Annotated in this window: 18 protein-coding genes and 3 pseudogenes; 11 read left to right on the plus strand and 10 right to left on the minus strand. The window is 71.4% G+C overall.

From position 1 onward, the window contains the following. Positions 1 to 147: 147 nt before the first annotated feature. From ACZ37P_RS34680 to ACZ37P_RS34715, 8 genes are all read right to left on the minus strand, one after another. The gene (locus ACZ37P_RS34680; RefSeq protein ID WP_391049934.1) at positions 148 to 1,404 is read right to left on the minus strand and encodes a S53 family peptidase; all 1,257 of its coding nucleotides are present in this window, start codon (positions 1,402 to 1,404) and stop codon (positions 148 to 150) included. Between the two features lie 264 nt (positions 1,405 to 1,668). Then, positions 1,669 to 4,641: an alpha-L-rhamnosidase-related protein gene (locus tag ACZ37P_RS34685; RefSeq protein WP_467350393.1), complete on the minus strand. Its 2,973-nt coding sequence runs from the start codon at positions 4,639 to 4,641 to the stop codon at positions 1,669 to 1,671. Positions 4,642 to 4,974: 333 nt separating this feature from the next. Then, positions 4,975 to 5,157, minus strand: a complete 183-nt coding sequence (locus tag ACZ37P_RS34690) for a hypothetical protein (protein WP_401725744.1) — start codon at positions 5,155 to 5,157, stop codon at positions 4,975 to 4,977. Positions 5,158 to 5,288: 131 nt separating this feature from the next. Further along, positions 5,289 to 5,549, minus strand: a complete 261-nt coding sequence (locus ACZ37P_RS34695) for a DUF5133 domain-containing protein (protein WP_355349105.1) — start codon at positions 5,547 to 5,549, stop codon at positions 5,289 to 5,291. 125 nt (positions 5,550 to 5,674) lie between these two features. Next, the gene (locus tag ACZ37P_RS34700) at positions 5,675 to 6,436 is read right to left on the minus strand and encodes a GOLPH3/VPS74 family protein (protein WP_355349102.1); all 762 of its coding nucleotides are present in this window, start codon (positions 6,434 to 6,436) and stop codon (positions 5,675 to 5,677) included. Between the two features lie 247 nt (positions 6,437 to 6,683). Continuing rightward, complete coding sequence (locus tag ACZ37P_RS34705; RefSeq protein WP_391161812.1) at positions 6,684 to 7,424, minus strand: hypothetical protein; 741 nt, start codon at positions 7,422 to 7,424, stop codon at positions 6,684 to 6,686. A 564-nt stretch (positions 7,425 to 7,988) separates the two neighbouring features. Continuing rightward, entirely contained in the window at positions 7,989 to 8,915 is a 927-nt protein-coding gene (locus ACZ37P_RS34710; protein WP_467350397.1) for a hypothetical protein, read from the minus strand. Between the two features lie 204 nt (positions 8,916 to 9,119). Next, complete coding sequence (locus tag ACZ37P_RS34715) at positions 9,120 to 9,398, minus strand: hypothetical protein (RefSeq protein ID WP_355349093.1); 279 nt, start codon at positions 9,396 to 9,398, stop codon at positions 9,120 to 9,122. Between the two features lie 367 nt (positions 9,399 to 9,765). Here ACZ37P_RS34715 and ACZ37P_RS34720 point away from each other — a divergent pair. Next, positions 9,766 to 10,299, plus strand: a pseudogene (locus ACZ37P_RS34720) (alpha-L-rhamnosidase C-terminal domain-containing protein); the annotation flags it as partial. A gap of 28 nt (positions 10,300 to 10,327) precedes the next feature. Further along, positions 10,328 to 10,678, plus strand: a complete 351-nt coding sequence (locus ACZ37P_RS34725) for a hypothetical protein (protein ID WP_467350400.1) — start codon at positions 10,328 to 10,330, stop codon at positions 10,676 to 10,678. A gap of 12 nt (positions 10,679 to 10,690) precedes the next feature. Here the strand turns inward: ACZ37P_RS34725 and ACZ37P_RS34730 are convergent. Beyond that, positions 10,691 to 11,538, minus strand: a protein-coding gene (locus ACZ37P_RS34730; RefSeq protein ID WP_467350402.1) for an IS5 family transposase whose coding sequence is annotated in 2 segments (ribosomal slippage) — positions 10,691 to 10,999 and positions 11,002 to 11,538 — 846 coding nt in all. Because the reading frame shifts where the segments join, the coding sequence is not laid out codon by codon here. Between the two features lie 410 nt (positions 11,539 to 11,948). Here ACZ37P_RS34730 and ACZ37P_RS34735 point away from each other — a divergent pair. The 4 genes and pseudogenes from ACZ37P_RS34735 to ACZ37P_RS34750 all read left to right on the plus strand — a co-directional run bounded on the left by ACZ37P_RS34735 (position 11,949) and on the right by ACZ37P_RS34750 (position 15,609). Continuing rightward, positions 11,949 to 12,473: a hypothetical protein gene (locus ACZ37P_RS34735; RefSeq protein WP_467350404.1), complete on the plus strand. Its 525-nt coding sequence runs from the start codon at positions 11,949 to 11,951 to the stop codon at positions 12,471 to 12,473. A 247-nt stretch (positions 12,474 to 12,720) separates the two neighbouring features. Continuing rightward, positions 12,721 to 13,352, plus strand: a pseudogene (locus tag ACZ37P_RS34740) (IS5 family transposase). A 130-nt stretch (positions 13,353 to 13,482) separates the two neighbouring features. Further along, the gene (locus tag ACZ37P_RS34745) at positions 13,483 to 14,520 is read left to right on the plus strand and encodes an alcohol dehydrogenase catalytic domain-containing protein (RefSeq protein WP_467350406.1); all 1,038 of its coding nucleotides are present in this window, start codon (positions 13,483 to 13,485) and stop codon (positions 14,518 to 14,520) included. 90 nt (positions 14,521 to 14,610) lie between these two features. Further along, entirely contained in the window at positions 14,611 to 15,609 is a 999-nt protein-coding gene (locus ACZ37P_RS34750) for an aldo/keto reductase (RefSeq protein ID WP_467350407.1), read from the plus strand. A gap of 48 nt (positions 15,610 to 15,657) precedes the next feature. Here ACZ37P_RS34750 and ACZ37P_RS34755 read toward each other — a convergent pair whose 3' ends face one another. Further along, entirely contained in the window at positions 15,658 to 16,029 is a 372-nt protein-coding gene (locus tag ACZ37P_RS34755; protein WP_467350409.1) for a DUF2255 family protein, read from the minus strand. 236 nt (positions 16,030 to 16,265) lie between these two features. On the opposite strand from ACZ37P_RS34755, the pseudogene ACZ37P_RS34760 reads away from it, so the two are divergent. The 5 genes and pseudogenes from ACZ37P_RS34760 to glgX all read left to right on the plus strand — a co-directional run. Then, positions 16,266 to 16,475: pseudogene (locus tag ACZ37P_RS34760) on the plus strand (hypothetical protein); the annotation flags it as partial. Between the two features lie 35 nt (positions 16,476 to 16,510). Beyond that, positions 16,511 to 16,597: a hypothetical protein gene (locus tag ACZ37P_RS34765; RefSeq protein ID WP_467350451.1), complete on the plus strand. Its 87-nt coding sequence runs from the start codon at positions 16,511 to 16,513 to the stop codon at positions 16,595 to 16,597. Between the two features lie 273 nt (positions 16,598 to 16,870). After that, the gene (locus ACZ37P_RS34770) at positions 16,871 to 20,515 is read left to right on the plus strand and encodes an alpha-N-acetylglucosaminidase TIM-barrel domain-containing protein (RefSeq protein WP_467350411.1); all 3,645 of its coding nucleotides are present in this window, start codon (positions 16,871 to 16,873) and stop codon (positions 20,513 to 20,515) included. A gap of 103 nt (positions 20,516 to 20,618) precedes the next feature. Beyond that, entirely contained in the window at positions 20,619 to 21,662 is a 1,044-nt protein-coding gene (locus tag ACZ37P_RS34775) for a zinc-dependent alcohol dehydrogenase family protein (RefSeq protein WP_467350412.1), read from the plus strand. Between the two features lie 146 nt (positions 21,663 to 21,808). Further along, positions 21,809 to 23,923, plus strand: a complete 2,115-nt coding sequence (glgX, locus tag ACZ37P_RS34780; RefSeq protein WP_467350414.1) for a glycogen debranching protein GlgX — start codon at positions 21,809 to 21,811, stop codon at positions 23,921 to 23,923. Positions 23,924 to 24,004: the final 81 nt, after the last annotated feature.

A 24,004-nucleotide genomic window follows, 5' to 3' on the forward strand; every position in this document is an offset into this window, starting at 1 on the left:
TGTTACCGGGGTGGGGGCGCCTTCTTCCACCGTGGTGGGGGGGGGTGCGGGGGGGGGGGGGGGGGTTGTGGGGGGGGGGGGGGGGGGAGAGGGGGGGGGGGGGGGGGCCCCCCCCCCCCCCCCCCCCCGCCCGCGAGGAACGGGAGGTCAGCCCGCGAAGGCCGTCGTCCCGGCCGGGGTGCCGAGACCGGTCGGACCGTCGTAACCGGCCTTGCCGGTGCACAGGTAGCTGCCGGAGCAGCTTCCGTTGGAACCGCTGGTCACGTCGTTGAGCGCCGTGGTGTGGGCGTACGGGAAGGACGTCGGGTACGAGCCGGAGGACGGGTTGCCCGCCAGCGCGTAGACCGAGGCGATGATCGGCGAGGAGACGCTGGTGCCGCCGAAGGTGTACCAGCCGGCCGTGACGCCGTAGGAGTCGTAGACCGCGACACCGGTGGCCGGGTCGGCGACCGCCGAGACGTCGGCGATGGTCCGCTTGGAGCAGCCGGTGTCCTTCTGCCAGGACTGCTTGGCGTCGTAGGCCGAGCAGCCGGAGCCGGAGCCGGACCAGACCGTCTCCGTCCAACCGCGGGTCGTGGACGACTTCTTGAGGTTGGTGCCGCCGACGGCGGTCACGTACTTCGAGGCCGCGGGGTACTCGGCGCCGTAGCCGGAGTCACCGGCGCTGACGGTGATCGCGACACCGGGGTGGTTGAAGTACGAGGAGTCGTAGCTGGTGTCGGAGGACGACTCGGAACCGCCGTAGCTGTTCGAGACGAACTTCGCGCCCAGGGCGACGGCCTCGTTGACCGACTTGCCGAGGTTGGCCATGGAGGCGGAACTGGCCTCGACCAGGAGGATGTTGCACTTCGGGCAGATGGCGCTGGCCATGTCCAGGTCGAGGGAGATCTCCTCGGCCCAGCCCGAGTCGGCGCTGGGCAGGGACGTGGTGGAGCCGGTCTGGCTCACCTTCTTGAAGCAGCCGCTGGCCACCGTGCAGGCGGGCAGACCGTAGTACGACCGGTAGGCGGCCAGGTCACTGGCGGCGTTGGGGTCGTCGTACGCGTCGACGATCGCGACCGTCTCGCCGCTGCCGTTGGTGGACGCCGCCGAGGTGAGGCCGTAGGCGGCGCGCAGGTCGGTGGGACCGTAGCCCGACGGCGTGGCGGCGGTGGCCGCGTCCGGCGAGACCGTGGTGGTCCGCGCGGCGTGCACGGTGCCGCTGGTGACGCGCAGCGCCTTACAGGCCATGTCGCCCGCCTTGGCGGGCGTGGCACAGGCCCGCGCGGTGTGGACGGGCTGCGCGGCGGCCGGCGTCTGCGCGACGGCGGACGGGGTGAGGGCCAGCGCGGAAGCGGCCAGAGCGGCGACCGCGGTGAGGGGTAGACCGGCGCGACGTATCGCCGGATTCAGGGTGATGCGCAACGAACTGCCTCCTGTGGTGGGTTACCTGGGGGCCTGCGGATGCAGTGGTGCCTGTGGTGCCAGGTGGGGTGACTGAGGCACCGAACCGCCACTATGGGTGACGCGGTCACGTCAATACAGGGACCGGGCGAAGTCTCTACCTCCGCTTTGCCTTCGTCAGTTCGCCTTGGGGAAGACGTGGTCGAGAAATGACCGCGCAGGATGCATGGATTCCACTTGCGTGGTTTCGCAACTCCCCTGCGCGGTCCGCCGCTTGGGTCCGCCCTACGACGTCAGGTAGCAGGATTTGGCGACGTTCGGGATCGGGTCACCGCCGCCGAAGGCCGCGGTGGTGCAGGGGGTGCCCCCGGTGAACGTCGCGTAGAGGTAGTCGCCCGCCGCCCCGTACGCCACGGTCCTGCGGCCGGTGAAGGCGCAACTGCCGTTCTCCGCCGAGCAGGTCGCCGGAAAGCCGGGCGGGGCGCCCGCGTACGTGGAGCAGCTCTTGGCCACGCCGAAGACCGGGTCGACCCCCATCGTGTCGTTGCCGCAGGTCGTCGGGCCATTGGAGCGGCCGGTCCAGAACGCGCCCGCGGCGCCGTACGCGACGGGTTGCGATCCGGTGGCCGCGCAGACGGACTTCTCGGCCGCGCACTGCGTCCAGTTGCCCGCGGGCGGACCGTTCGGGGCGGCCCAGCAGCTCTTGGCCGTGTTGTACAACGGGTCGGTGCCGAAGGCGTCGTTGGTGCAGGCGACGCTGCCGGTGACCACCTGGAAGCGGAAGGCGCCGTTCGCGCCGTAGGCGACCTCCCGGGTGCCGCTGACCGCGCAGGTCCCCTTCTCCGCCGCGCACGAGGTGTAGCCCGCGGGGCCGCCGGACGGGGCGAGATAGCAGGACTTCAGTACGCCGTACGCCGGGTCGGCGCCGCCGAAGGCGGAGGCCGCGCAGAGCGTCGCGCCGCTCACGGACCGGTAGGCGTACGCGCCCGCGCCGTAGGCCATGACCTGGCTGCCGGACGGGGTGCAGGTGCCGCCCTCGACGGCGCACAGGGTGTAGCCGGTCGGCAGCGTCGTGCCCGCGACCGAGGTGGCGAAGGGCACGGGGGCGCCGAGGCCGGTGGCGGACACCGCGTACGTCCCGGCGGGGACGCCGGTGAGGTAGACGTAACGGCCGTCGCTCGACCCGCCGTTGATGCCCGCGCCCGGGTGGAAGGCCCCGCCGCTCCACACGGTGGCGCCGTTGACGGTGACGGTGGCGTCGGCGGAGCCGTTGGTGGGTACGCCGATCCGGCCGGTGGTCCCCGCCGGGCTCGTCAGCGACTCGGTGAGGGTGCCCGCGGCCGTGTCCCGGTCCCAGGAGCCGGTCACCGTGCCCTGCGGCATGGTGATGGTGCCCTCGGTGTGGGCGAGGTCGCCGGGGTGCGGCACGAAGTCGTAGGCAGCGGTGCCGGTCGGGGACAGGCCCAGCAGGTAGAAGGTGAGGGCGGAGGTCGGTCCGGTCCCCCAGCCGTGCGCCAGGCTCATGTACGTGCCGCCGTAGTCGAAGGACCCGTCGGAGCGGAACCCCTCCCAGAACGTACTTCCCGTGCCCGTGGGGCTGCCCAGCATGTAGCCCCACTCGCGGCGGATCAGGGCCAGCGCGTTGATGTCGTCGTCGGCCGCGAAGTGGGCCTGGACCTCCATCGATCCGGGGAAGGTGCCGATGGCGCCGCCGTCCTTCTCAGGGCTGGCCGCGCCGTGGTCGTTCCACCGGGCGGCGAGCGCGTGCGCGATGGCGGTGTCCTTGTCCGCGCTGTCGGTCAGCCCGTACCAGACCGCGAGCGAGTTGCCGTCCTGCGGATAGAGCGTGCTGGTCGGGTTGTCGCGGTAGAGGCCGACCGCGCCGTTCCAGAGCCGCTGGTTGACGGCGGACTTCACGGTGGCCGCGCGCTGACGCCAGGCGGTGGCGTCCGCCGTGTCCCCCTCGACGGACGCGAGCGTCGCGCCGCTGGTGAGGGCCGCGTAGAGCAGTGCGTTGGCCTCGATGTTCTCGCCGCCCTGGCCGCCGCGCGCCCAGTCGTTGGTCCCGGTGACGTTCAGCAGGCCGTTGCCGTCGATCTTCGCGGTGATGAAGGACATGCCGAGGCGGTAGCGGCTCCACACCGAGTCCAGCCACGCCTTGTCGGCGGAGTAGGTGTAGTACGACGCCGACCCGATGAGCGTCCACGTGTGATAGGTGTCGGAGCCGTAGAAGTTGACGGCCGGACCGCCGTACTCCAGCTCACCGGTCGAGGAATTCTGGTGCTGGTAGAGGCTGTTGAGGGCGTTCTTGGTGGACGCGATGTCATGGGTCGAGACGTATTCGGTGGGCGTCGACACACCGAGGTCGCCGGGCCAGACGGCGCGGTCGCGCTTGGCGCCGTCACTGAGGATGCCCGCTCCCGTGCCGATCACGGCGTTGTTCTCCCACCCGGAGGCGGGCGGCGGATAGGCGCGGCCGGTGTCGGGCGCGATCGTGTCCATCTGGACGGTGTAGGCCCCGGCGTACCAGATCTTGTTCAGCAGCGGGTCGCTCGAATAGAAGTAGTTGGCGTACGCGGCGGGGTCGCTCATCCCGGCCGCGCCGGTGAACGCCAGCGAGACCCCGTTGAGGTCCACCCAGCCGGACGTCCCCATGAAGACCGTCAAGTAGCGGAAGCCGCCGCGCAGTTTGTCGGTCGGCATGGTGTACGTGCCCGCGCCGTCGACGGTCGCGGTCAGCGCGCCGTCGGTGCCGGAACCGGAGTACACGGTGCCGCTGCTCAAGTCGCTGACCGGGCCGACGTACAGCGACGACTCGCTGAAGGCCAGGCCGACCCGCTGCCCGCTGCCGCTCGCCCCGGCGAATCTCAGCGTCACCAGCCCGCCGACCTCCTTGCCGAAGTCGAGGACCAGATACGCGTTCGTCCCGGAGATGCGGGTCGAGGCGCCCGACAGCACGTTCCCCGGTGAGGTGACGGACCCGGACGTGCCCTTGACCGCGACCGGGGCGAGCGTCCTGCTGTGCGGGGCGTAGATGTACGCGTCGCCCGCCGACCGGCCGGCGAGCCCGGTGGGGGCGGCGGCCGGAACCGCGGGGGCCGCGGCGGTACGGGCTTCGGAGGTGCGGGCATCTGCGGACGCGGGCGGCGTGGTCGACAGGCCGACGGCGGCGCACAGGGTCGCGAGGAACAGCGCGACCCTGAAGCGGCGGGAAGCGGATAAGGGCGATCGTCGCCCCGGCGGGTGGGGGAAGGGCATGACTCCGGCCTCCGTGCGAGGTGGGGGGTGACTCAACGGCAGACGTGAGTGAATCGTTTCATTCATGCGGTGCGTGGGGAACATATGAGAGCGCTCTCCCGCGCGTCAAGGGATCGGACAGGGGGGCGGGCGCGGCCGTCGCGTCGAGGGATGACCGCGAGCGTCACGCCAGGGGCGGGCCGGGCTCGTATCGCGGCGGGCAGGACGGCATTGCGGGGCGGGCTGGCGGCGGCCTGAGACCGCCTTGTCGGCACGCCGGGACGCGCGGGCAGCGGCCTGAAACCGACTTGTCGGCACGCCGGGACGCGAGAGGGGCAGCGCGTAAGCGGCCCCTCACTCCTCGCTGTCGGCCGGGTCCTCGGGGGCCGTGCCGGTGAAGTACGCCATCGCCTCGGGTGCGCCCGGCCGCGGCTCGGTGTCGAAGCACGCCCACGAGCAGAAGGTCGTGGGGTTCCAGTCGCTGGTGCGCCCGCATTCGGCGCAGACCATCACCGGGTCGTCGTCAAGATCAGCCATGCGGTGAGTGTGCCCCGTCGGGCCGGTTCACAACGGGTTTGGAGCTGATATGTGCCGGTCCGCGTACCGCCGCCCGTGGGCGCGGGAGGTGACGTGAGGTTCTGGAGGTGACGTGGGGTTCGGGAGGGGCCCTAAGCCGCCGCTTCGAGGGCGGTGGTCGCGTCTCCGGCCTCGTCGTCCAGCGCCTCGGTGTCCCCGGCTTCGGCGAGCAGGGCGCGGGCGGCGGCCAGCGCGGCGCCGATCTCGCCGGTGCCGGTCGCCACGCACAGTGTGTAGGCGGTGTCACGCAGGAGGTCGCGGATCCGCGGCTCGGAGCGGACCTCGGGGCTCTGGGAATTCAAGTGCTCGTACCGCTCGACCAGTTCACGCAGCGCGGCAGGGTGGGCCGACATCGTCACAGCCTCTCGTGGAAAATTGCTCACCCCGTGTCACGGGGCAAGAGTCGCCTACCCCGTAACAGGCCGTCCACTCCCCTAAATCGTGATTGATCGGGAGCGGGTGACCGACCGTCAGACCGTCAGTAACCGCGGCTGCGGTAGGTGGCGTTGGCGCGATCGAGTCGGGTGGTGCGCAGACGGCGCTCCTCGGCCAACTCCTCGACGGCGTGCCGGAGTGCGCGCAGCACCACCCGCGACGGGCTGCCCGTGGGGACCTCGTCCGGCGGCGGCTCGTCGCCCTTGACCCCGATGAGGGTGGCGAGCGCCCTGAGGACCGGCGCGTCCGACGCCCAGTGCTGGGCCGCCCGGCGCCGACCCGGCGTGTCGGCGAGGACGCGTCGGCTGGTGGGGAGCAGGCCCCAGCGCCGGTGCCGCTCGGGGACCAGCGTGCCGTCCTCTTCAAGCGCGGCGATGTACGCGGTCGGCAGGTCCCGGCCCCGGCGCCACAGCCAGTCCTCGACGCGCTCCCCCGGATTGTCGTCCGCGCCGCTCTCCGCGGCCGGTTCCGCCCGCTTGCCCGTCGGCCTGTCCGCCGCCTCGCCCGCCGCTCTTTCCGTCGCCTTGTCCGTCGCCCTGCCCGGGTCGCGGTCGGCGGCCTCCGCGGAGCGCGTCGCCGTCTCGTACGCCGTCAGCGCCTCCCCCAGCAGCCGGTCCGCGGTGCGCCGCTCGCCTTCCGGCCGGGGTACGGGCACCACGCGGTCGCCGCGCAGCGTCAGCTCCTTCGCCGCGATGAGGTCGATCAGCTCGGCCCCGGCCAGGGCGAGGGAGAGGTCGCCGCGGTCCACGAGGAGGTCGGGCGGCACGTCCATGGCGACGACGATCAGGTCTCGTGGTGTGGTCATCGCGCTGCTCCGCATCGTGGGCGGCGCGGCCGGGCCGCCGGACGGCGGTCGCCGGCCCGGAGGCGGTCCGGCCTGGACCGCTGTGAAGGACGTGCCACAAAACTACCCAACGCGACCGCGACCCGGCGGGTACTCCGGCGGCGGGGCTCTCAAGGACACCCGATAGGGGCGCGGGCCCGCGTCGGCGTGACCGCCGCCTCCGCCCCGACTGCCATGTCCGTCCGGGACGTCACCGCCGCCGTGCCCGCTACTTCTGCCCCTTCATCACGTTGCGCACCGTGGCGATCAGCGCGGGCTGGTACGCCCGCAGGTCGGTCTCGGAGGTGCTGTCGCCCTGCTGCCCGTCCACGCTGGTGGCGAGGTAGTTGTAGCCGTTGAGGGTGAGGGTGAACACCGCGCCGCCGTCGAGGACTTTGAGCTGCTGCGACCCCGCGTTGATGGTGAGGAAGTACGCCTTGTCCCCGAGGTCGGGGACGGATTCGGTGGTCGTGACGGGGATGAGGTCGGCGGTGTCGAGATCGCGCTGGTCCTCGAATTCGGCGGCGGGGTCGGTCGCCTTGTGCAGGTCGACGCCGACGACCACCTCGTAACGCGCCGTGCCGCCGCGCAGCGGGATCGGTGACGTGGTCTCGATCGTGCAGCGGATCTGGTCGAGCGCGGGGCCGAGGTGGACCACCGCGGGTGAGACGGTCTGGGTGTCGGTGGCCTTGAGCGCGTCGGTGAGCGGCTTGAGGGTGAGTCCCGCGCACGGGCTGCCGTGCAGGACGTAGCCGTGCATGTCCGGTGCGCCGCTGTGCCGCGGGCCGTACGCGTACAGGCCGCCCGCCCACGCGGCGGACGCGACGAGGGCGCCGCCGAGGCCGACCGCCCACAGGCGCCTGCCGCCCGGGCCGAAGGCGGCCGGTCGGGGGGCGGGGTCCCCGTCGGAGACCATGTCCGCGGGCGTGGGCTCGTCGAGTCCGCCCGTCAGTTCCGGCTCGGATATCACGGCTGCTCCTCGCGGTGCGCCCGGTCGTGCGTCCGGCGGTGCGCGTTGGTGTGGTCCGTCGTGCGCTGCACACGTCGATCGCCTGGTCAGCAGATTGTCGCCGCCGCCCCGCTCGGCGCACCAGTGACCGTACGCCCTGTCGTGCCCCGGCAACGCCCGAATCGTCCAGGCGGCCCGGGAGGGACGGGCGGGAAGGGGAGGACGGGGCGCGGCGGGGGCGCGTGTCGGGGTCCGGCGGGGGCCCGGGCGGCAGCACGATGCCCCGGCGCGGGGGCCGGGGCAGGGGGTGTGTCGGTTCGTACCGTATGCGGAGGACGTGCGTCCGCACAGGGCGCGTCCGAGGGCCGTGGCGTCGCGTCGCGGGACCCGCGGAACGGACAAGCGAAGGTCCCGCAGCCGGGGGGGGTGGCTGCGGGACCTCTCCTACCTTGGCACACGTGGCGGCCGCACGCACGCCGACGGGCGAATGACCGCCGCCATTCGTGGCGGCACCGGCCGGGCGTCAGCCCGCTGGCACCGCCTGTGGGCCGTCAGCGTCAGCCCGCTGGCACCGCCTGTGGGCCGTCAGGCGTCGGTCGCGGCGACCGCGGGCTTGTGCCTGCGGAGCAGCGCGGAGCCCGCCAGGGCCGCCGCCACCGCGGCGCAGGCCAGCACCGTTGTGGTGGACCCGGCGAAGGACCGGCCGAGGCTGTCCCTGAGCAGGTGCACGGGCCCGAAGCCGGCGGCGAGCGAGTGCAGCACCAGTGTGCCCACGGCCGCGGTCGCGCTGGCCGCCCACGTCCAGACCGTGTCCTGCACGGTCAGCATGACCGCCAGGACCAGGCAGAGGACGGTGATGGCCAGGGACACACCCGCCGCGAGGTCGCCGGCGCGCAGGCCCGCGATGTCGGTGGGCAGGTGGATCGCGGCGACCGCGAGGAGCGCGACGGCGGCGGGCCAGCGCAGGACGGAGGCCAGGGCGGGCGCCGCGCGGCGGGTCCGCGCGGGGCCCGAGCCGGGGCGGCGCCAGGCGAGGCGGCCCGCGCCGCCGCCCGTGGCGGGCGGCTCGTCGGTGCCCTGCCCCTCCCCCTCGGGTCGCTGTTCCGGCCAGGCGTTCCCTGACGTGTCGGGGCCGGTCGGCTCCGGGCCGCGGATCGGCGAGCCGTCGCTCTCCGGGCCGAAGATGGTGACCAGGTGGGCGACGTCCTCGATGGGACGGCCCATCGCCGCCGCGCGCAGGGTCGTACCGGCCTCGCCGTCCGCGTGCGGCGGTTCGTTGAGCAGGACGACCAACTGCCGTACCTCGTCGACCGGTCGGGACACGGCGGCCAGCCGCAGTGCCTCGTCGGCCGGACTCGGCGACTCGCCGTTCTGCTTGAGGAGGTTGACCAGACTGGCCACTTCGGCCAGCGGGCGGGTGGTCGCCGCGGTGCGGAGCAGGGTGTGCCTGGGCTCGTCGCGCGTGGCTATGGGGGATCGCTCGTCGGGGGATGAGCTGGGATCAGATGACATGGTGCGTATTCCTTTGCCGAACTACCAGGGGTGAGACTTCCCCGGCGGTCGCTGTGCGTCACGAGAGACACACGCTTAGTACCATGACATCCGATATGTCCATATTGCGCCATTCGAGACCGTTCCGGAGCCCGCAGCGGCCGACTCCCAGCACACTTTTTTCCCAGCTCAGTGGCGGTGCGAACGGTTTCCGCCGGACTCCCGCTACGGCTTCCAGTACGGAGCGAGCGTGCACTGCATGTAGTGCGTCCGCGCCCAGCGCTGCCACACCCGCGCGTGGACGGTGCCGGGTCCCGCCGCGTACTTGCCGCATTCGGGGCAGTCGGGCAGGGGTTCCGGCTCGGCGTCGTGGTCGTCGAGCTGGTGGGTGGCCCAACCGTAAAGATACGCACCGGGGTTGACGGTCGACGGATCCCTGAACCGGGCCTCCAGCTCCGCGCACCGCACGCACTCTTCTTGCTCAACACCCGTCAGCCGACTCACGTGTTCGAGACTACGTTCCGCACCGCGGCTCGCGCACGTTTTCCAGGTCGGTGTCCCCTGACCGCGTCCGGCGTGCGAATCCGCGAGCGCGGCGCGACGGCGCCGGTCGGCGGCGAGCGCCCTTGCCGGACCCGGCCGCCGCCGCTTCCCGTTCCGCACCGCCCGCGGGCAGGTGTTCCCGTCACCATGGAGCGCGCACCCCTGCGAGCCGCCCCACCGGCCGGGCTCGCGCGCCAGAGCCAGCCGAGGAGGGCCCGATTCCCCACCGCCCGCCCACCTGCTCGGCGTCCCCGCCCCCCGGTCATCCGCCCGCCGCCGCCCCGTCGTTGTGTGAGCGCGGCAGCTCGGCCGGGGCGCGGGCGAGCCCGAACTCGCCTACCGCATGCTGCTGGAGCGCGACTGCCCGTCCTGGCCGTTTCCGGTCGCCGTGGGCGCCACGACGGTGGGGGAGCGCTGGGACTCCCTGCTGCCGGACGGCTCGGTCAATCCGGGCGGGGGGACGTCGTTCGACCACTACGCGCTCGGCGCCGTCGCCGACTGGCTGCACCGCACGGTCGCCGGGCTCGGCGCCGCCTCCTCCGGCTGGCGGCACATCCGCGTCGCGCCCGTGCCCGGCGCCGGTCTCACCCGGGCCCCCGCCGCGCACGAGACGCCGTACGGCAGGGCGGAGGCCGGCTGGCGGACCGAGGGCGGCACCCTCTCCGTCACGGCCGTGGTCCCGCCGAACACCCGCGCCGAGGTGCGCCTCCCCGACGGCCGGGCGCCCTTCGGCGTGGGCTCGGGACGCCATGAGTTCTCGCTCCCGTTCCTCCCCCGCGCCCCGGCCATGACCGCATCCGGCTCTACGAGCTCTCTTATGGATCACTGGCGGAGATTCGGTCGCAGGACCTGCTGGCGTTGACAGAACTGCTGCCTGCGACGATGCGTCTGTGAGCTATGACCTTGCTGTGTGGGACGGCGACCGTCCATTCGATGTCCGCCAAGCGGTCTCGATGTACGACGAGCTTTATGAGCGCTACCTGGAGTCGGACGATGTCGTCGCGCCTCCGGCACCGCGCATCGTGGAGTACGTGGAAGCCCTCGTCGCGCAGTACCCGGATGGCATCGACCGCAGCATGGTGTCGGCGTCGACACCGGTCATCGATGAGGCATCGGGGCCGATCGTGTACCTGATCATGTCTTACGGCAAGGCCGAGGAGGTGTCGGAGTACGCCGCTGAGCTGGCCCGTGAGCATGAGCTCGTCTGCTTCGATCCGCAGGGAGAACGTCTCCGCCCCTGAGCGGGCTGTCCTTCAGCGGACGGACCAGAGAAAGATGCCCGCGATGAGGAGGCCGGCGCGGTAGACCGTGGCGGTCTTCTCGTAGCGGGTGGCGAGACCGCGCCATTGCTTGAGGCGATTGATGCAGCGTTCGACGGTGTTGCGTCGCTTGTAGGCCGCGCGGTCGAATCCGGGCGGCCGCCCGCCGCCGCGTCCTCTGCGCTTGCGGTTGGCGATCTGGTCGGCGGGTTGAGGAATCACGGTCCGTACTCCGCGCCTTCGCAGATGGTCCCGGATGGCCCGTGACGAGTACGCCTTGTCAGCCAGCACCATGAAGGGCCTCTGGTCCTGGGCCTGCCAACCCGACGCGGGATCCGGATGGCAGCCATCACGTGGTCGAACGCCAGCGCGACTCCTGCCTGGCCGGGCGTGAGCACGAAGCACAGAGGGCGGCAGCGGATGTCAGCGGCGAGATGGACCTTCGTGGTCAGCCCACCACGCGACCGTCCGATCGCGTGGTCGGCCCGCTCGTCAGCCGAGGCCCCCTTTTCCCGGGCCCCGGCACCATGCTGGTGCACGCGCACGACCGGGGAGTCCACCGCGACGACCCAGTCCAACTCGCCGTCAGCATCGGCCTGGGCCAGTAGGGCGGTGAAAACTCGATCCCAGGTGCCGTCGATGGCCCAGTTCCTCAGCCGCGTATAGACGCCCTTCCACGAACGGTACTCCGCGGGGAGATGCACCCACTGTGCCCCGGTCTGGAACTTCCAGGCGATCGCGTCGATCACCTGCCGGTGATCACGCCACCGCCCTCTGCGTCTCGGTCTCCGGTCCGGCAGTAACGGCTCGATCCGCGCCCACTGCGCATCAGTCAACGACACACATCAACCAACGATCAGATGACCCGAAGGAAATGACCTAGCCACGGTGGCCCCACCCCTGCCCGCAGCGACTCGTACCAGATGCGGGCCACTTCCGGGTCGTCGGTCACCGGCACCGATGTGTCTGCCTCGTGGCGCCCGAGGCGTACGGCGGCGCGCAAGCTGCCGTGCTCACACCACGCCGTGGAGTGACAGCTGGCGTGCTCACTGGCTGCCAGAAGTCGATGATGCACCCGGCTGACCACGCACTAGGACGAATCTAGGACGGTCGAAGGACCTCTGTGCTTAGCGTCTTCACGGGTGGGCGGTCTCCGGACAACGTCTTGGCTGAAGCACCGAACGCACCCAGGACCCGCGCTTCTCTGCGAACTACCGCCAGACCTGTCGCCCTCTAGGAGGTAACAGAGATCGTGATCAGGCTCCGGAAAACATCAGGCATCCTCGCCGTCACCGCGATTACGGCCCTCGCCGGAGGCTCGCTGCCTCTGCTTACGGCCGAATCCGCAAGCGCCGCATCCTGCCTTCGCACGGTGGGTCAGATCAAAAGTCTGGTGGCCGACGGTCAACACATCGGCGTGTTCTACCAGGGCTTCGATCAGTGCAACAAGACCGCCTACGCGGAGCTTCACTTCGATACCTCACACGCATCGAGCGAGGTCACATCCACTGACCCATACACCGATAATGATATCGAAATCCAGCATTTTCCGGACGGCAGTCCGGGCATTAGCAACCGCAACCTTCCTCGCGGTGCGCTGTACTGGGATGCCGGATCAGTTTCGGTCGAGCAGCCCGACGGCGAGTATTTCAACGCCAGCACTCATTTCTACTACTGGACGGGCAGCCACATAGCAGAGTGCTATGCCGTAGTGGGCTGGGACTACTCAGATGGCAGCGACCAAGGCGCCAGTGTCAACTGCAACGATGTTGACTAAAACTCCCGCCTCCTGATTGCCTTCCGGCGTCACCGCGTCCAACTCGCCGAACTGAACACGGTGTTGCGGGCGAGCCCCGCCCCAGGCGGCATAATCCCGGCTGCGGCGAACCCTGCCCGTCCTGCTCTCCGCCACCGCAGTTTCGGCGTGCACCTCGGCGGCGGCCTGCCCCTCGTCTAGGGCGCTTCTTGAGGATCATCTGATCGTTGATTGATGTGTGTCGTGAACTGACGCTCAGTGGGCCCGGATTGAACCGTTGCTTCCTGACCGGACGCCGGAGCGGGGTGGGCGGTGGCGTGATCACCGGCAGGTGATCGATGCGATCGCGTTCAAGAACCGCACTGGCACGCCGTGGATGGACCTGCCCGAACGCTTCGGGTTCTGGAAGGGCGTCCACAACCGGTTGCGGACCTGGGCGGCGGACGGCACTTGGGAGAGGGTCTTGTCCGCGCTGCTCGCCCAGGCCGACGCCGAAGGCGAGGGCGACCTGGACTGGGTCGTCGCCGTCGACTCCACGATCGTACGCGCTCACCAGCACGCCGCCGGGGCCCGTCAAAAGGGGCCCCAGCCTGCGAGCCGAAAGATCATGCCCTCGGCCGGTCCCGCGGTGGACTGACCACGAAGATCAACCTGGCCGCCGACGGCCAGTGCGGCCCGCTGACCAGGCCGCCAGCCGCAAACGCCGCGGCAGCCGGGGCGGCAGGCCACCGTCCTTCGACCGCGACGCGTACAAACAGCGCAACACCGTCGAACGCCGCATCAACAAGCTCATGCAATGGCGCGGCCTGGCCACCCGCTACGACAAGACCGCCACCATCTACCTCGCCCTACCTCGCCGGACTCCACCTCGCCGCCATCTTCATCTGGTCAGCACGATGATCCGAACGACACGGCCTAGGGGGGAGAGATCTCTCCCTGGGCCCGTCCGCGCGTGGGTGCCACGCTGAAAGAGACCTGATCAGCAGGTCTGCGAATGCACCCTTCCAGGCAGAGAGCGAGACGTACCCCCATGCGGGCAACGTTCATGTATAAGGCCGGGGACGTGCGCGTGCAGGACGCGCCGGACCCGACGATCGAGCAGCCCACCGACGCGGTCGTACGCGTCGTCCGTTCCTGTGTGTGCGGCAGTGACCTGCACCCCTTCCACAGCCTGTCCGCCACGGACGGCCCGGTCCCCATGGGGCACGAGTTCCTGGGCGTCGTCGAGGACCTGGGCGCCGAGGTCTCGGGACTGAGCGTGGGCGACCTGGTGGTCTCCCCGTTCGCCTTCGCCGACAACACCTGCGAATTCTGCCGCGCGGGCCTGCACACCTCGTGCCCGCACGGCGGCTTCTTCGCGGCGGGCGGCGTCGGCGGCGCCCAGGCCGAGGCGGTCCGCGTCCCGCAGGCCCAGGGCACGCTGGTGAAGCTGCCCACCGGAGTCGACACCGCGCTGCTGCCGTCGCTGCTGACGCTGGCCGACGTGTACGGCACCGGCCATCACGCCGCCAAGCAGGCGCGGGTACGTCCCGGCGACAGCGTCACCGTCATCGGTGACGGGGCCGTGGGCCTGCTCGCGGTGCTGTCCGCCAGGCGGCTCGGCGCCGAGCGCGTCATCCTCATGGGCCGCCACAAGGTCCGCACCGACCTGGGCCGTGAATTCGGCGCCACCGACGTCGTCGCCGAGCGCGGCGAGGAGGGGATCGCCAAGGTCCGCGAACTGACCGGAGGACACGGCACCCGCGCCGTCCTGGAGGCGGTCGGCCACATGCCCGCGTACGAGACGGCCGTCGGGGTCGTCCGCCCTGGCGGAGTGATCAGCCGGGTGGGCGTCCCGCAGTACGCGAACGCGCCGGTCGGTTTCGGCAGCCTCTTCGGCCCCAATGTCACCCTGACCGGTGGCCCGGCTCCCGTGCGCGCCTACATCGAGGAGCTGCTGCCCGGGGTGCTGGACGGCACGGTCGACCCCGGCCGGGTCTTCGACCAGACCGTGTCGCTGGAGGACGTACCCGAGGGGTACCGGGCCATGGACGAGCGCACCGCGCTCAAAACGCTCGTCATTCCGTAGCCGCTCCCCCGCGGGACCGACGCGGTGAGGGACGGAGGGAGGCCGTGTCACGGCCTCCCTCTTCGCGTGCGCCGGGTATTCCATGGACCCATGGAGTACCCCAACCTGGGAAGCTCAGGACTCAAGATCAGCCGTATCACCCTGGGGTGCATGAGCTTCCGGCGGTCGGGCACCGGCCGCGGCTGGGCGTTGAACGGCCCCGAGGCCGAACCGCTCTTCCGGCAGGCCGTCGAGACCGGCATCACCTTCTGGGACACCGCGAACACATACGGCGCGGGCACCTCGGAGGAGATCACCGGCGAGGCGGTGAGGAAATACACCAGCCGCGATCAGGTCGTCATCGCGACCAAGATGTTCGGCCAGATGGGCACCGGCCCCGGCGGCCAGGGCCTGTCACGGCGCGCGGTGTTCGAGCAGGTCGACGCCTCGCTGCGGCGGCTGGGCACCGACTGGATCGACCTCTACCAGATCCCCCGCTTCGACTCGCGGACTCCCGTCGAGGAGACGATGGAGGCCCTGCACGACGTGGTGAAAGCGGGCAAGGTCCGCTATCTCGGCGCGTCCTCGATGTGGGCGTGGCAGTTCTCGAAGATGCAGTACACGGCGCGGATGCACGGGTGGACGCCGTTCGTGTCCATGCAGGACCAGTACAGCCTGATCGCGCGTGAGGAAGAGCGCGAGATGTTCCCGCTGCTGGCCGATCAGGGCGTGGGCTGCCTGCCCTGGTCGCCGCTCGCCGGGGGTCTGGTCACCCGGCCGTGGGGCGACCGGAGCACGACCCGCGGCGGGCAGAACCCGACCACCGACTCCTCGGGCAGGCCGCTGTTCCTCGACAGCGACAAGGGCACGGTCGACGCCGTGCAGACCATCGCCGAGTCCCGCGGCATCTCGATGGCGCAGGTCGCGATGGCCTGGGTCCTGCACCACCCGGTGGTGACCTCGCCGATCGTCGGTGCCACCAAGCCCCACCACCTCACCGACGCGGTCGCCGCGCTCGACGTCCACCTCACCGACAAGGAGGTCACGGCGCTGGAGAGGCACTACACGCTGCGCGAGCCGACGTACTACGGCTCGGCCTCCGGCTACTGAGCCTGAACAGCGGCTGGTGCGAGGCGAGGGCGAGTGCCGGTGGGCCGCTCAGCGCGGTTCGAGGCTGAGGGTGGAGGCGCGGGCCCGGTCGGTCAGTACGTGCTCGACGATGCTCGTGTAGTGCCCGTACTTCTGCCGGTAGGCGGCGTCCACCTCCGCGTACTCGCCGGATCCCGCCTCGTGGAAGGTGACGTCCCTGCGTACGCCACCGGCGTCGATACGGCCCTGGTGCCGGGCCCGGGCCCCCCGGTACCACGGGCCTTCGGTGCCCTTGACCGAGCGGACGTACAGCCGGTCGCCCGAGCGGACCACCCACATGGTCACCGGATCGCGCAGGGTGCCGTCGGCCCGTTCGGAGGCGAGGTTCAGCTCCTCGGCCTCGGCGATCTTCGTCAGATCCGACGCGTTCCAGTCCGCCATCGTCGTTCCCTCTCCGTCACGTCGAGCCGAGCGCCGGTGCTCGGTCCGGCCGAGTCGTCGGCCGTCACGTCCACCGTTCACCGCGCGCGAGGGGCACGCCATCCGAAGAGGGCGCCCGGTCGGACCGGCGGGTGCGGGGACGCGCGCCACTGCGGCCCCGCCTCGCCCGCACCAGGAAGGCCGGGATCTGCCGAGGGACGGCCGGCGGGGGTGCGACAGGGCTCCCCTCCAAGCGCGTGTCACGGCGGCGGGGGAGAGAGACCGGCGACACGGCTCCTGAGCAGCACAGCGGCGACGAACCGGGGCGCTTCCTGCGCGCCCGTCGTACCCAGACCAGCCCGCGGTCCACCGGCCTCACCCCCGGTCCGGGGGTCCGCCGCACGCCCGGCCTGCGCCGCGAGGAACTGGCCACGCTCTCCGGGGTCAGCATCGACTACTACACCCGGCCGCCCGCGAGGTCTTCCCCGACTGGGCGGACCAGATCCGCGGCTGTGTCGCCCGGCTGCGCGCCCTGGCCGGTACCGACCCCGACGCCCCGACCACGACGCGACGCTCCTGCTCGACATGACCGCCCCCCGTACCGCGCCGACGCCGTCCCGGCAGAAGCGCTGAGCGACCGTACGGCCCTGCCCGGCACGCGCACGGTGGTGCGGCGCCCGCGCGGCTCGCCGCCGGATGCGGTCCTGGCCGGGACATCCCGGTCACCGTGGTGGCCGTCGCCTACGGCGCGTCAGATCAGCTCCTTGTGACGGGAGTGGTACCTGTTGACGGACGGTCGGGTGGGGAGTTCACTCTGCGAGCGGTTTGCCTACGGTTCCGGTCCTCGACAGGAAAGAGATCCGTGTCCACACGTCTCTTCGCCCCGCGTGCCGTCAGCGGCCGATCCTTACGCGTCAGGGCGTTCCTCACCGTCCTGGCGACCCTCCTGGCCCTCGTGACGGGCGCCGTCGCGGCAGGACCCGCCGCGTCCGCCGGGACGAGCGGGTCGAACAGGTCGAACGGGCCCAGCGGGCCCAGGGAGCTTCCCGCCGGGAATGACGCGACGACGGGGAAGGCCCGCACGGCGACCCTCGCCGCGCCCTCCGCCGTCGACACCTCGGTCGCCGAAGCCGCCGTCACGCGCCTGCTCGGCCCCGATCACGCGCGCCAGATCGACCTGCGGGGCATCGCCGCCGGGTCGGGCCAGGACCGCTATCTGATCGAGGCGGCGGGCGGGCGGGTGCGGATCAGCGGCACCACACCGGGCACGCTCCTCGCGGGACTCGGCCAGTACCTGCGCGTCGTCGCCCACGCCGACATCTCGCTCAACGGGGAGCAACTGCGGCTGCCCGACCGGCTGCCCCTGCCGTCCTCCCCCATCGGCCGGTCCGCGAACGTCGCCCACCGTTTCGCCCTCAACGACACCGACGAGGGGTACGCGGGCGCGTATCCGACCTGGCAGCAGTGGCAGCGGCGGATCGACGTGCTGGCGCTCGACGGCATCAACGAGATGCTGGTCTACGAGGGGCAGGAGGCCGTCTACGACAAGACCTTCCAGCGCTTCGGCTACTCCGACGCCGAGATGCGCGCCTGGATCCCGCAGCCCGGCCACCAGCCGTGGTGGCTGCTCCAGAACATGTGCTGCGAGAACGGCCCGATCAGCGCGCAACTCCTCGACCAGCGGGTGACGCTCGGCCGCCGGATGACCGGCTATCTGCGGCAGCTCGGCCTCACTCCGGTGCTGCCCGGATACTTCGGCACCGTCCCGCCGGGCTTCGCCGCGAAGAACGCGGAAGCCCATGTGATCGCGCAGGGAACCTGGAACGGCTTTCCCCGGTCCGACTGGCTGGACCCGACGACGGCGCTGTTCGGCCAGGTCGCCGACGCGTTCTACGGCGAGCAGAGCAAGCTGTTCGGCGACAGCTCGATGTACAAGATGGACCTGCTGCACGAGGGTGGCCAGGCGGGCGACGTCAACGTCGGCGACGCCTCCCGGGCCGTACAGAACGCCCTCGACCGGGCCCACCCCGGAGCGATCTGGGCCATCCTCGGCTGGGAGAGCAACCCGCGCGAGGAGACCCTCCGGGCCGTCGACACCTCCCGCATGCTCGTCCTCGACGGCAACTCCGACACCACGGGCGCGACCGACCGCGACCAGGACTACCTCGGGACCCCGTACGCCTTCGGCACGATCTGGAACTTCGGCGGCAACACCAACATGGGCGCGAGCATGGCGCTGTGGAACACGAAGTTCCATGCGTGGCTCGCCAAGCCCGGCACGGCCCTGAGCGGTATCGCGTTGATGCCGGAGGCGATCGACAACAATCCGGTGGCCGTGGAGTTCTTCGCCGATCTGGCGTGGGAGTCGTCGGCGGTCGACATGGACACCTGGATGGCCGCGTACGCCACGGCGCGCTACGGGGCCGCCGACCCGCACGCGGTGGCGGCCTGGCAGATCCTGGGCCGTACGGCGTACTCCTGGCCGGGCGACACCGGGACCAGGCACACCAGCAGCATTTTCTCGATCCAGCCCGGTCTGTCCGCGACGGCCGGTTCGGTCCCGTACGACCCGAAGGACGTCCAGCGGGCGTTCGGCGAACTCCTCCAGGTGGGACAGCCGTCGCGCGGCAGCACCGCGTACACGTACGACCTCGTGGACCTCGGCCGTCAGGTGCTGTCCAACGACACCCGGACCCTGCTTCCGCGCATCCGCCAGGCGTACACCGCCCGCGACACCGCCGCCTTCGACGCGCTCAGCGGGCAGTGGATGACCAAGCTGAATCTGCTGGACGCGCTGCTGGGCGCCGACGGCACGTCGCTGTTCGGCGTCTGGCAGAAGGAGGCCGCCGCACAGGCGCCGACTCCCGCGGAGGCCAAGCGCCTCGAGTACGACCTGCGCACGCTGGTCAGCGACTGGACGGAGACCCATCCGATCCAGGACTACGCGGGGCGCGAGTGGAACGGCCTGGTCGGCGACTACTACGGGGCGCGCTGGCGGACGTTCTTCGACTCGCTCCGCACCGCGCTCAGCACCGGCGGGCCGCCGCGGGCCGTCGACTGGCGCGCGGTCGCCTCGACATGGGTCCACAAGGTGGCGCGCTATCGGAGCACGCCCACCGACGACGCCTATCAGCAGGCGCGGAAGGTCGCCGCGTACCCGGCGGGGCACGTGGACCTGGCCGCGGACCCGAAGGCCGGGCCGCCCGGCGCGACCGTACGGCTGACCGCGGTCTTCACCAACGACAACGCCCTGTGGCCCACCGGCGCCGCGAGCTTCGCGCTGACCGCGCCGGGCGGCTACACCGTCCGCCCGGTCGGCGGTGCCACGCCGTCGGTGCCCGCGGGCGGGACGGCCACCGCCGCCTGGGACGTGACGATTCCGAGCGGCGCCGCACCCGCCGGCCTGGCGCGTCTGACGGCGACCGTGCGCTGGTCGTCGGGCGGAGCCGACGACGCGGTGTCGGCGACCGCGGCCGACACGACCGACGTCCTGGTGTCAGGACCGGTGGCCGAGCCGTATCGCACGGCGTCCTCCGCTTCCCCCGCGTCGATCGCCTTCGCCCAGCACGGCGACGTCTTCGGCATGGCAGGGGGCGGCGCGGACATCGGCGCGTCCACCGACCAGTACGGCGCCGTCTACCGCCCGCGGTGGCTGACCTCCGGGCAGGCCGTCGGCACGGAGGTGCTGGAGCAGGACGACAGCGGCCCCTGGGCGCGCGCCGGACTCGTCGTGCGCGCGGACCTCGCGCGGCCGGGAAGCCCCGGTTACGCCGAGCTGGCCGTCACGCCGGAGCACGGCTGCGTGTTCATGTGGGACGCCGACGGCAACGGAACCCTTGAGCACTCCGCGTCGAGCGGCGGATTCACCGGTCCTGTCCACCTGCGGATCAGCCGCGACGGCGACACCTTCACCGGCTGGTGCAGCCAGGACGGCACCGACTGGACCCGGGTGGGATCGGCGCCGCTGCCCGGCGCCGCGCCCGCCGAGGACGCCGGTCTGCTCTTCTCCGCGGTCAACGCGTCCACCCACCGCCAGGGCGCCGCGCGGTTCGACGGGCTGACGCTGGCACCGTTCACCGCACGGGACACCTCGGGCGACACCGTACTGAGCCTCGGCAGGCCGACGACCGCCCTGTCCTACGAGGCGGGCCGCCCGCCCTCCGCGGCGGTCGACGGCGACCGCACCAACAAGACGTACTGGGCGAGCGCGATGGCCGGCGGCGACACCTGGTGGCAGGTCGACCTCGGCGCGGCCCACGACCTGTCGGCGGTCAACGTCCGCAATTACGTGGACGGCAAGCGCGCCTACACCTATACGTTGACCGGCAGTCTCGACGGCGTCCACTGGTTCGCCCTCGGCGGCAAGGACACCGCCGGGGTCGCCACGGACGCCGGGGACACGTTCTCTCTCACGGCCCTGGCGCGCTACATCCGTGTCGACGGCCTCAGCAACACCGCCAACACCTCCTTCCATCTCACCGAGGTCAGCGTCACGGGCGCGGCCTGACGCCCACGGGGTGCGGCGGGGTGCGGCGAAGTGCGGCCGTGCGCGAGGGTAGGGCGCAACGGCAGGGCGGGACGACCGATGTGACGGCAAGGTGGTGGCAGGCGTGCGGGCTGTGGTGTTCGAGGAATTCGGGCGGGTGCCGGAGGTTCGGGAGGTGGCCGATCCGGGATGTCCGCCCGACGGGGTGGTCGTAGGGGTGGAGGCGACCGGGCTGTGCCGCAGCGACTGGCACGGGTGGCTCGGGCATGACGACGGGATCACGCTGCCGCATGTGCCGGGTCATGAATTCGCGGGCCGGATCGAGGAGGTGGGTCCCGGGGTCAGCCGGTGGCGGGTCGGCGACCGGGTGACCGTGCCGTTCGTCTGCGCCTGCGGGAGCTGCGCCGCCTGCGCCCGCGGCGACCAGCAGGTGTGCGAGCGGCAGGAGCAGCCGGGCTTCACCTACTGGGGCTCCTTCGCGGAGTACGTCGCCGTCCCGCACGCGGACGTCAACCTGGTGGGGCTGCCCGACGCCATGACGTACGCGACCGCCGCGTCGCTCGGCTGCCGCTTCGCCACCGCGTACCGCGCGGTGGTCGCGCAAGGCCGTACGCGGCCGGGCGAGTGGGTGGCGGTGATCGGCTGCGGCGGGGTCGGCCTGTCGGCGGTGATGATCGCGGTGGCCTGCGGGGCACGCGTGGTGGCGGTGGACACCTCGGCCCAAGCCCTCGGCCTGGCGCGGAAGTTCGGCGCCTCGGTGGGGGTCGACGCCTCGCGGTCCGATGTCGACACGGCGGAGGCGGTCCGCGCGGCGACCGACGGCGGGGCGCATGTCTCGGTCGACGCGCTCGGCTCCCCCGCCACCTGTGCGGCCTCCGTGGCGGGGCTGCGGCGGCGGGGCAGGCATGTGCAGGTCGGGCTGCTGCCGTCGGGCGGTGTCGCCGTCCCCATGGACCGGGTGCTCGCGCTCGAACTGGAGATTCTGGGCAGCCACGGCATGGCCGCGCACGCGTATCCGGAGATGATGCGGCTGGTCGCGGCCGGGACGCTCCGCCCCGATCTGCTGGTCGGCTCGGTCATCGGCCTGGACGCGGCACCGGGCGCGCTGGCCGCCCTCAGCGACGGGTCGGCCGGCGGCGTCACCGTGATCACGCCGCAGAAGAAGTGAGCGCGGGCGTGGTGGGCACGGGCTCGGCGGCCAAGGGCGCGACGTTCTAGGCGCAGGCTCGACGTTATGGGCGCGGGCGCGGTGTCACCCGTACGGACGCGGCGTGCGTCGGCGCCGTCGTGCCGCGGAGCGGTTAGCTTCGGCGAATGCAGAAATGGTCCGGACTTCCGTATCCCCTGGGCGCGACCTATGACGGCTCAGGCACCAATTTCGCCCTCTTCTCGGAAGTGGCGGAGAAAGTCGATCTGGCCGTCATCGACACGCGCGGGCGTGAACAACGCACCCCGCTGGCGTCGGTGGACGGATCGGTCTGGCACGCGTATCTGCCGGGCGTCGGTCCCGGCCAGGCGTACGGATATCGCGTGCACGGCCCGTACCGGCCGGACAGCGGGCACCGGTGCAATCCGGCGAAGCTGCTGGTGGACCCGTACGCGAAGGCCATCGACGGCCAGCCCGACAGCCACCGGTCGCTGCTCGGTTACCGCGACGACGGCTCGGACGAGCCCGACACCGCCGACAGCCTCGGCCACACCATGCTCTCGGTGGTCGCCGACCCGGCGTTCGACTGGGGCGAGGACCATCTGCCGAAGCGGCCGTACCACGAGTCGGTGCTGTACGAGGCGCACGTCAAGGGCCTGACGGTACGTCACCCGGCGCTGCCGGAGAAGCTGCGCGGCACCTACGCGGGAATGGCGCATCCGGCGATCGTGGAGCACCTGACCGAACTGGGCGTCACCGCCGTCGAATTGATGCCGGTGCACCAATTCGTGCAGGACGGCCATCTGCGCGACCGTGGTCTGTCGAACTACTGGGGCTACAACACCATCGGTTTCTTCGCGCCGCACAACGCGTACTCCTCCAGTGGCACGCGCGGTCAACAGGTCACCGAATTCAAGGAGATGGTCAAGGCCCTGCACCAGGCGGGCATCGAGGTGATCCTCGACGTGGTGTACAACCACACCGCCGAGGGCAGCGAACTCGGCCCGACGCTCTCCTTCCGCGGTATCGACAACGCCTCGTACTACCGGCTGGTGGACGACGACCCTCGGCACTGCTTCGACACGACGGGCACCGGCAACAGCCTGCTGATGCGGCACCCCAATGTGCTGCAACTCATCATGGACTCGCTGCGCTACTGGGTGACCGAGATGCATGTCGACGGCTTCCGGTTCGACCTGGCGTCCGCGCTGGCCCGGCAGTTCCACGAGGTGGACCGGCTGTCCGCCTTCTTCGACCTGGTCCAGCAGGACCCGGTGATCAGCCGCGTGAAGCTCATCGCCGAGCCCTGGGACGTCGGCGACGGCGGGTACCAGGTGGGCAACTTCCCCGCCCTGTGGAGTGAGTGGAACGGCAAGTACCGTGACTCGGTACGGGACTTCTGGCGTGGCGCCCCTTCCACCCTGCCGGAGTTCGCCTCCCGGCTGACCGGCTCCTCCGACCTGTACGAGGGCAGCCGCCGTCGCCCGCGCGCCAGCGTCAACTTCGTCACCGCCCACGACGGTTTCACCCTCCGCGACCTGGTCTCGTACAACGACAAGCACAATGAGGCCAACGGCGAGAACGGCAACGACGGGGACAGCAACAACCGTTCGTGGAACTGCGGCGCCGAGGGCCGGACGGAGGACAAGGAGACCCTGGCCCTGCGGGCCCGGCAGCAGCGCAATTTCCTCGCCACGCTCTTCGTGTCCCAGGGCGTGCCGATGCTTGCCCACGGCGACGAGTTGGGCCGCACCCAGCTCGGCAACAACAACGTCTACTGCCAGGACAACGAGATCGCCTGGGTGGACTGGGACCTGGACGAACCCCGGCGCAATCTGCTGGCGTTCACCCAGCGCGTCATCGCCCTGCGCTCCCGGCATCCGGTGCTGCGCCGACGGCGCTTCTTCCGCGGCGGGGACGGCAAGGGCACGCCGGATCTGGTCTGGTTCCGCCCGGACGGCCGCGAGATGGAGGAGGCCAACTGGCTGCGTGAGGACGCGCACGCGGTGGGCGCCTTCCTCAACGGCGACAGCATCCCCGAGCCCGGCCCGCACGGCGAGCGCGTCACCGACGACTCCTTCCTCGTCCTGGTCAACAGCCATGACGAGCAAGTGGACTTCACCGTCCCCGCAGGTGCCTTCGGCGACGGCTGGCAGATCGTCGTGGACACCGCCGTCGAGTCCGACACGGGCGGCCCGGACGGACCGCGCATCCCGGCCAACGCGGTGGTGCCGGTGCACGCGCGGTCGATGACCGTACTGATCCGTCCGCGCACCGACTGAACCGACTGAGCGGCGAGCCGAACGCCCGGCCCGGTGGACTGACGGCCGGCCGGGCGGGCTGACGGCCGGGTGGACTGACGG

This window comes from Streptomyces sp. NPDC024632 (assembly GCF_055559175.1).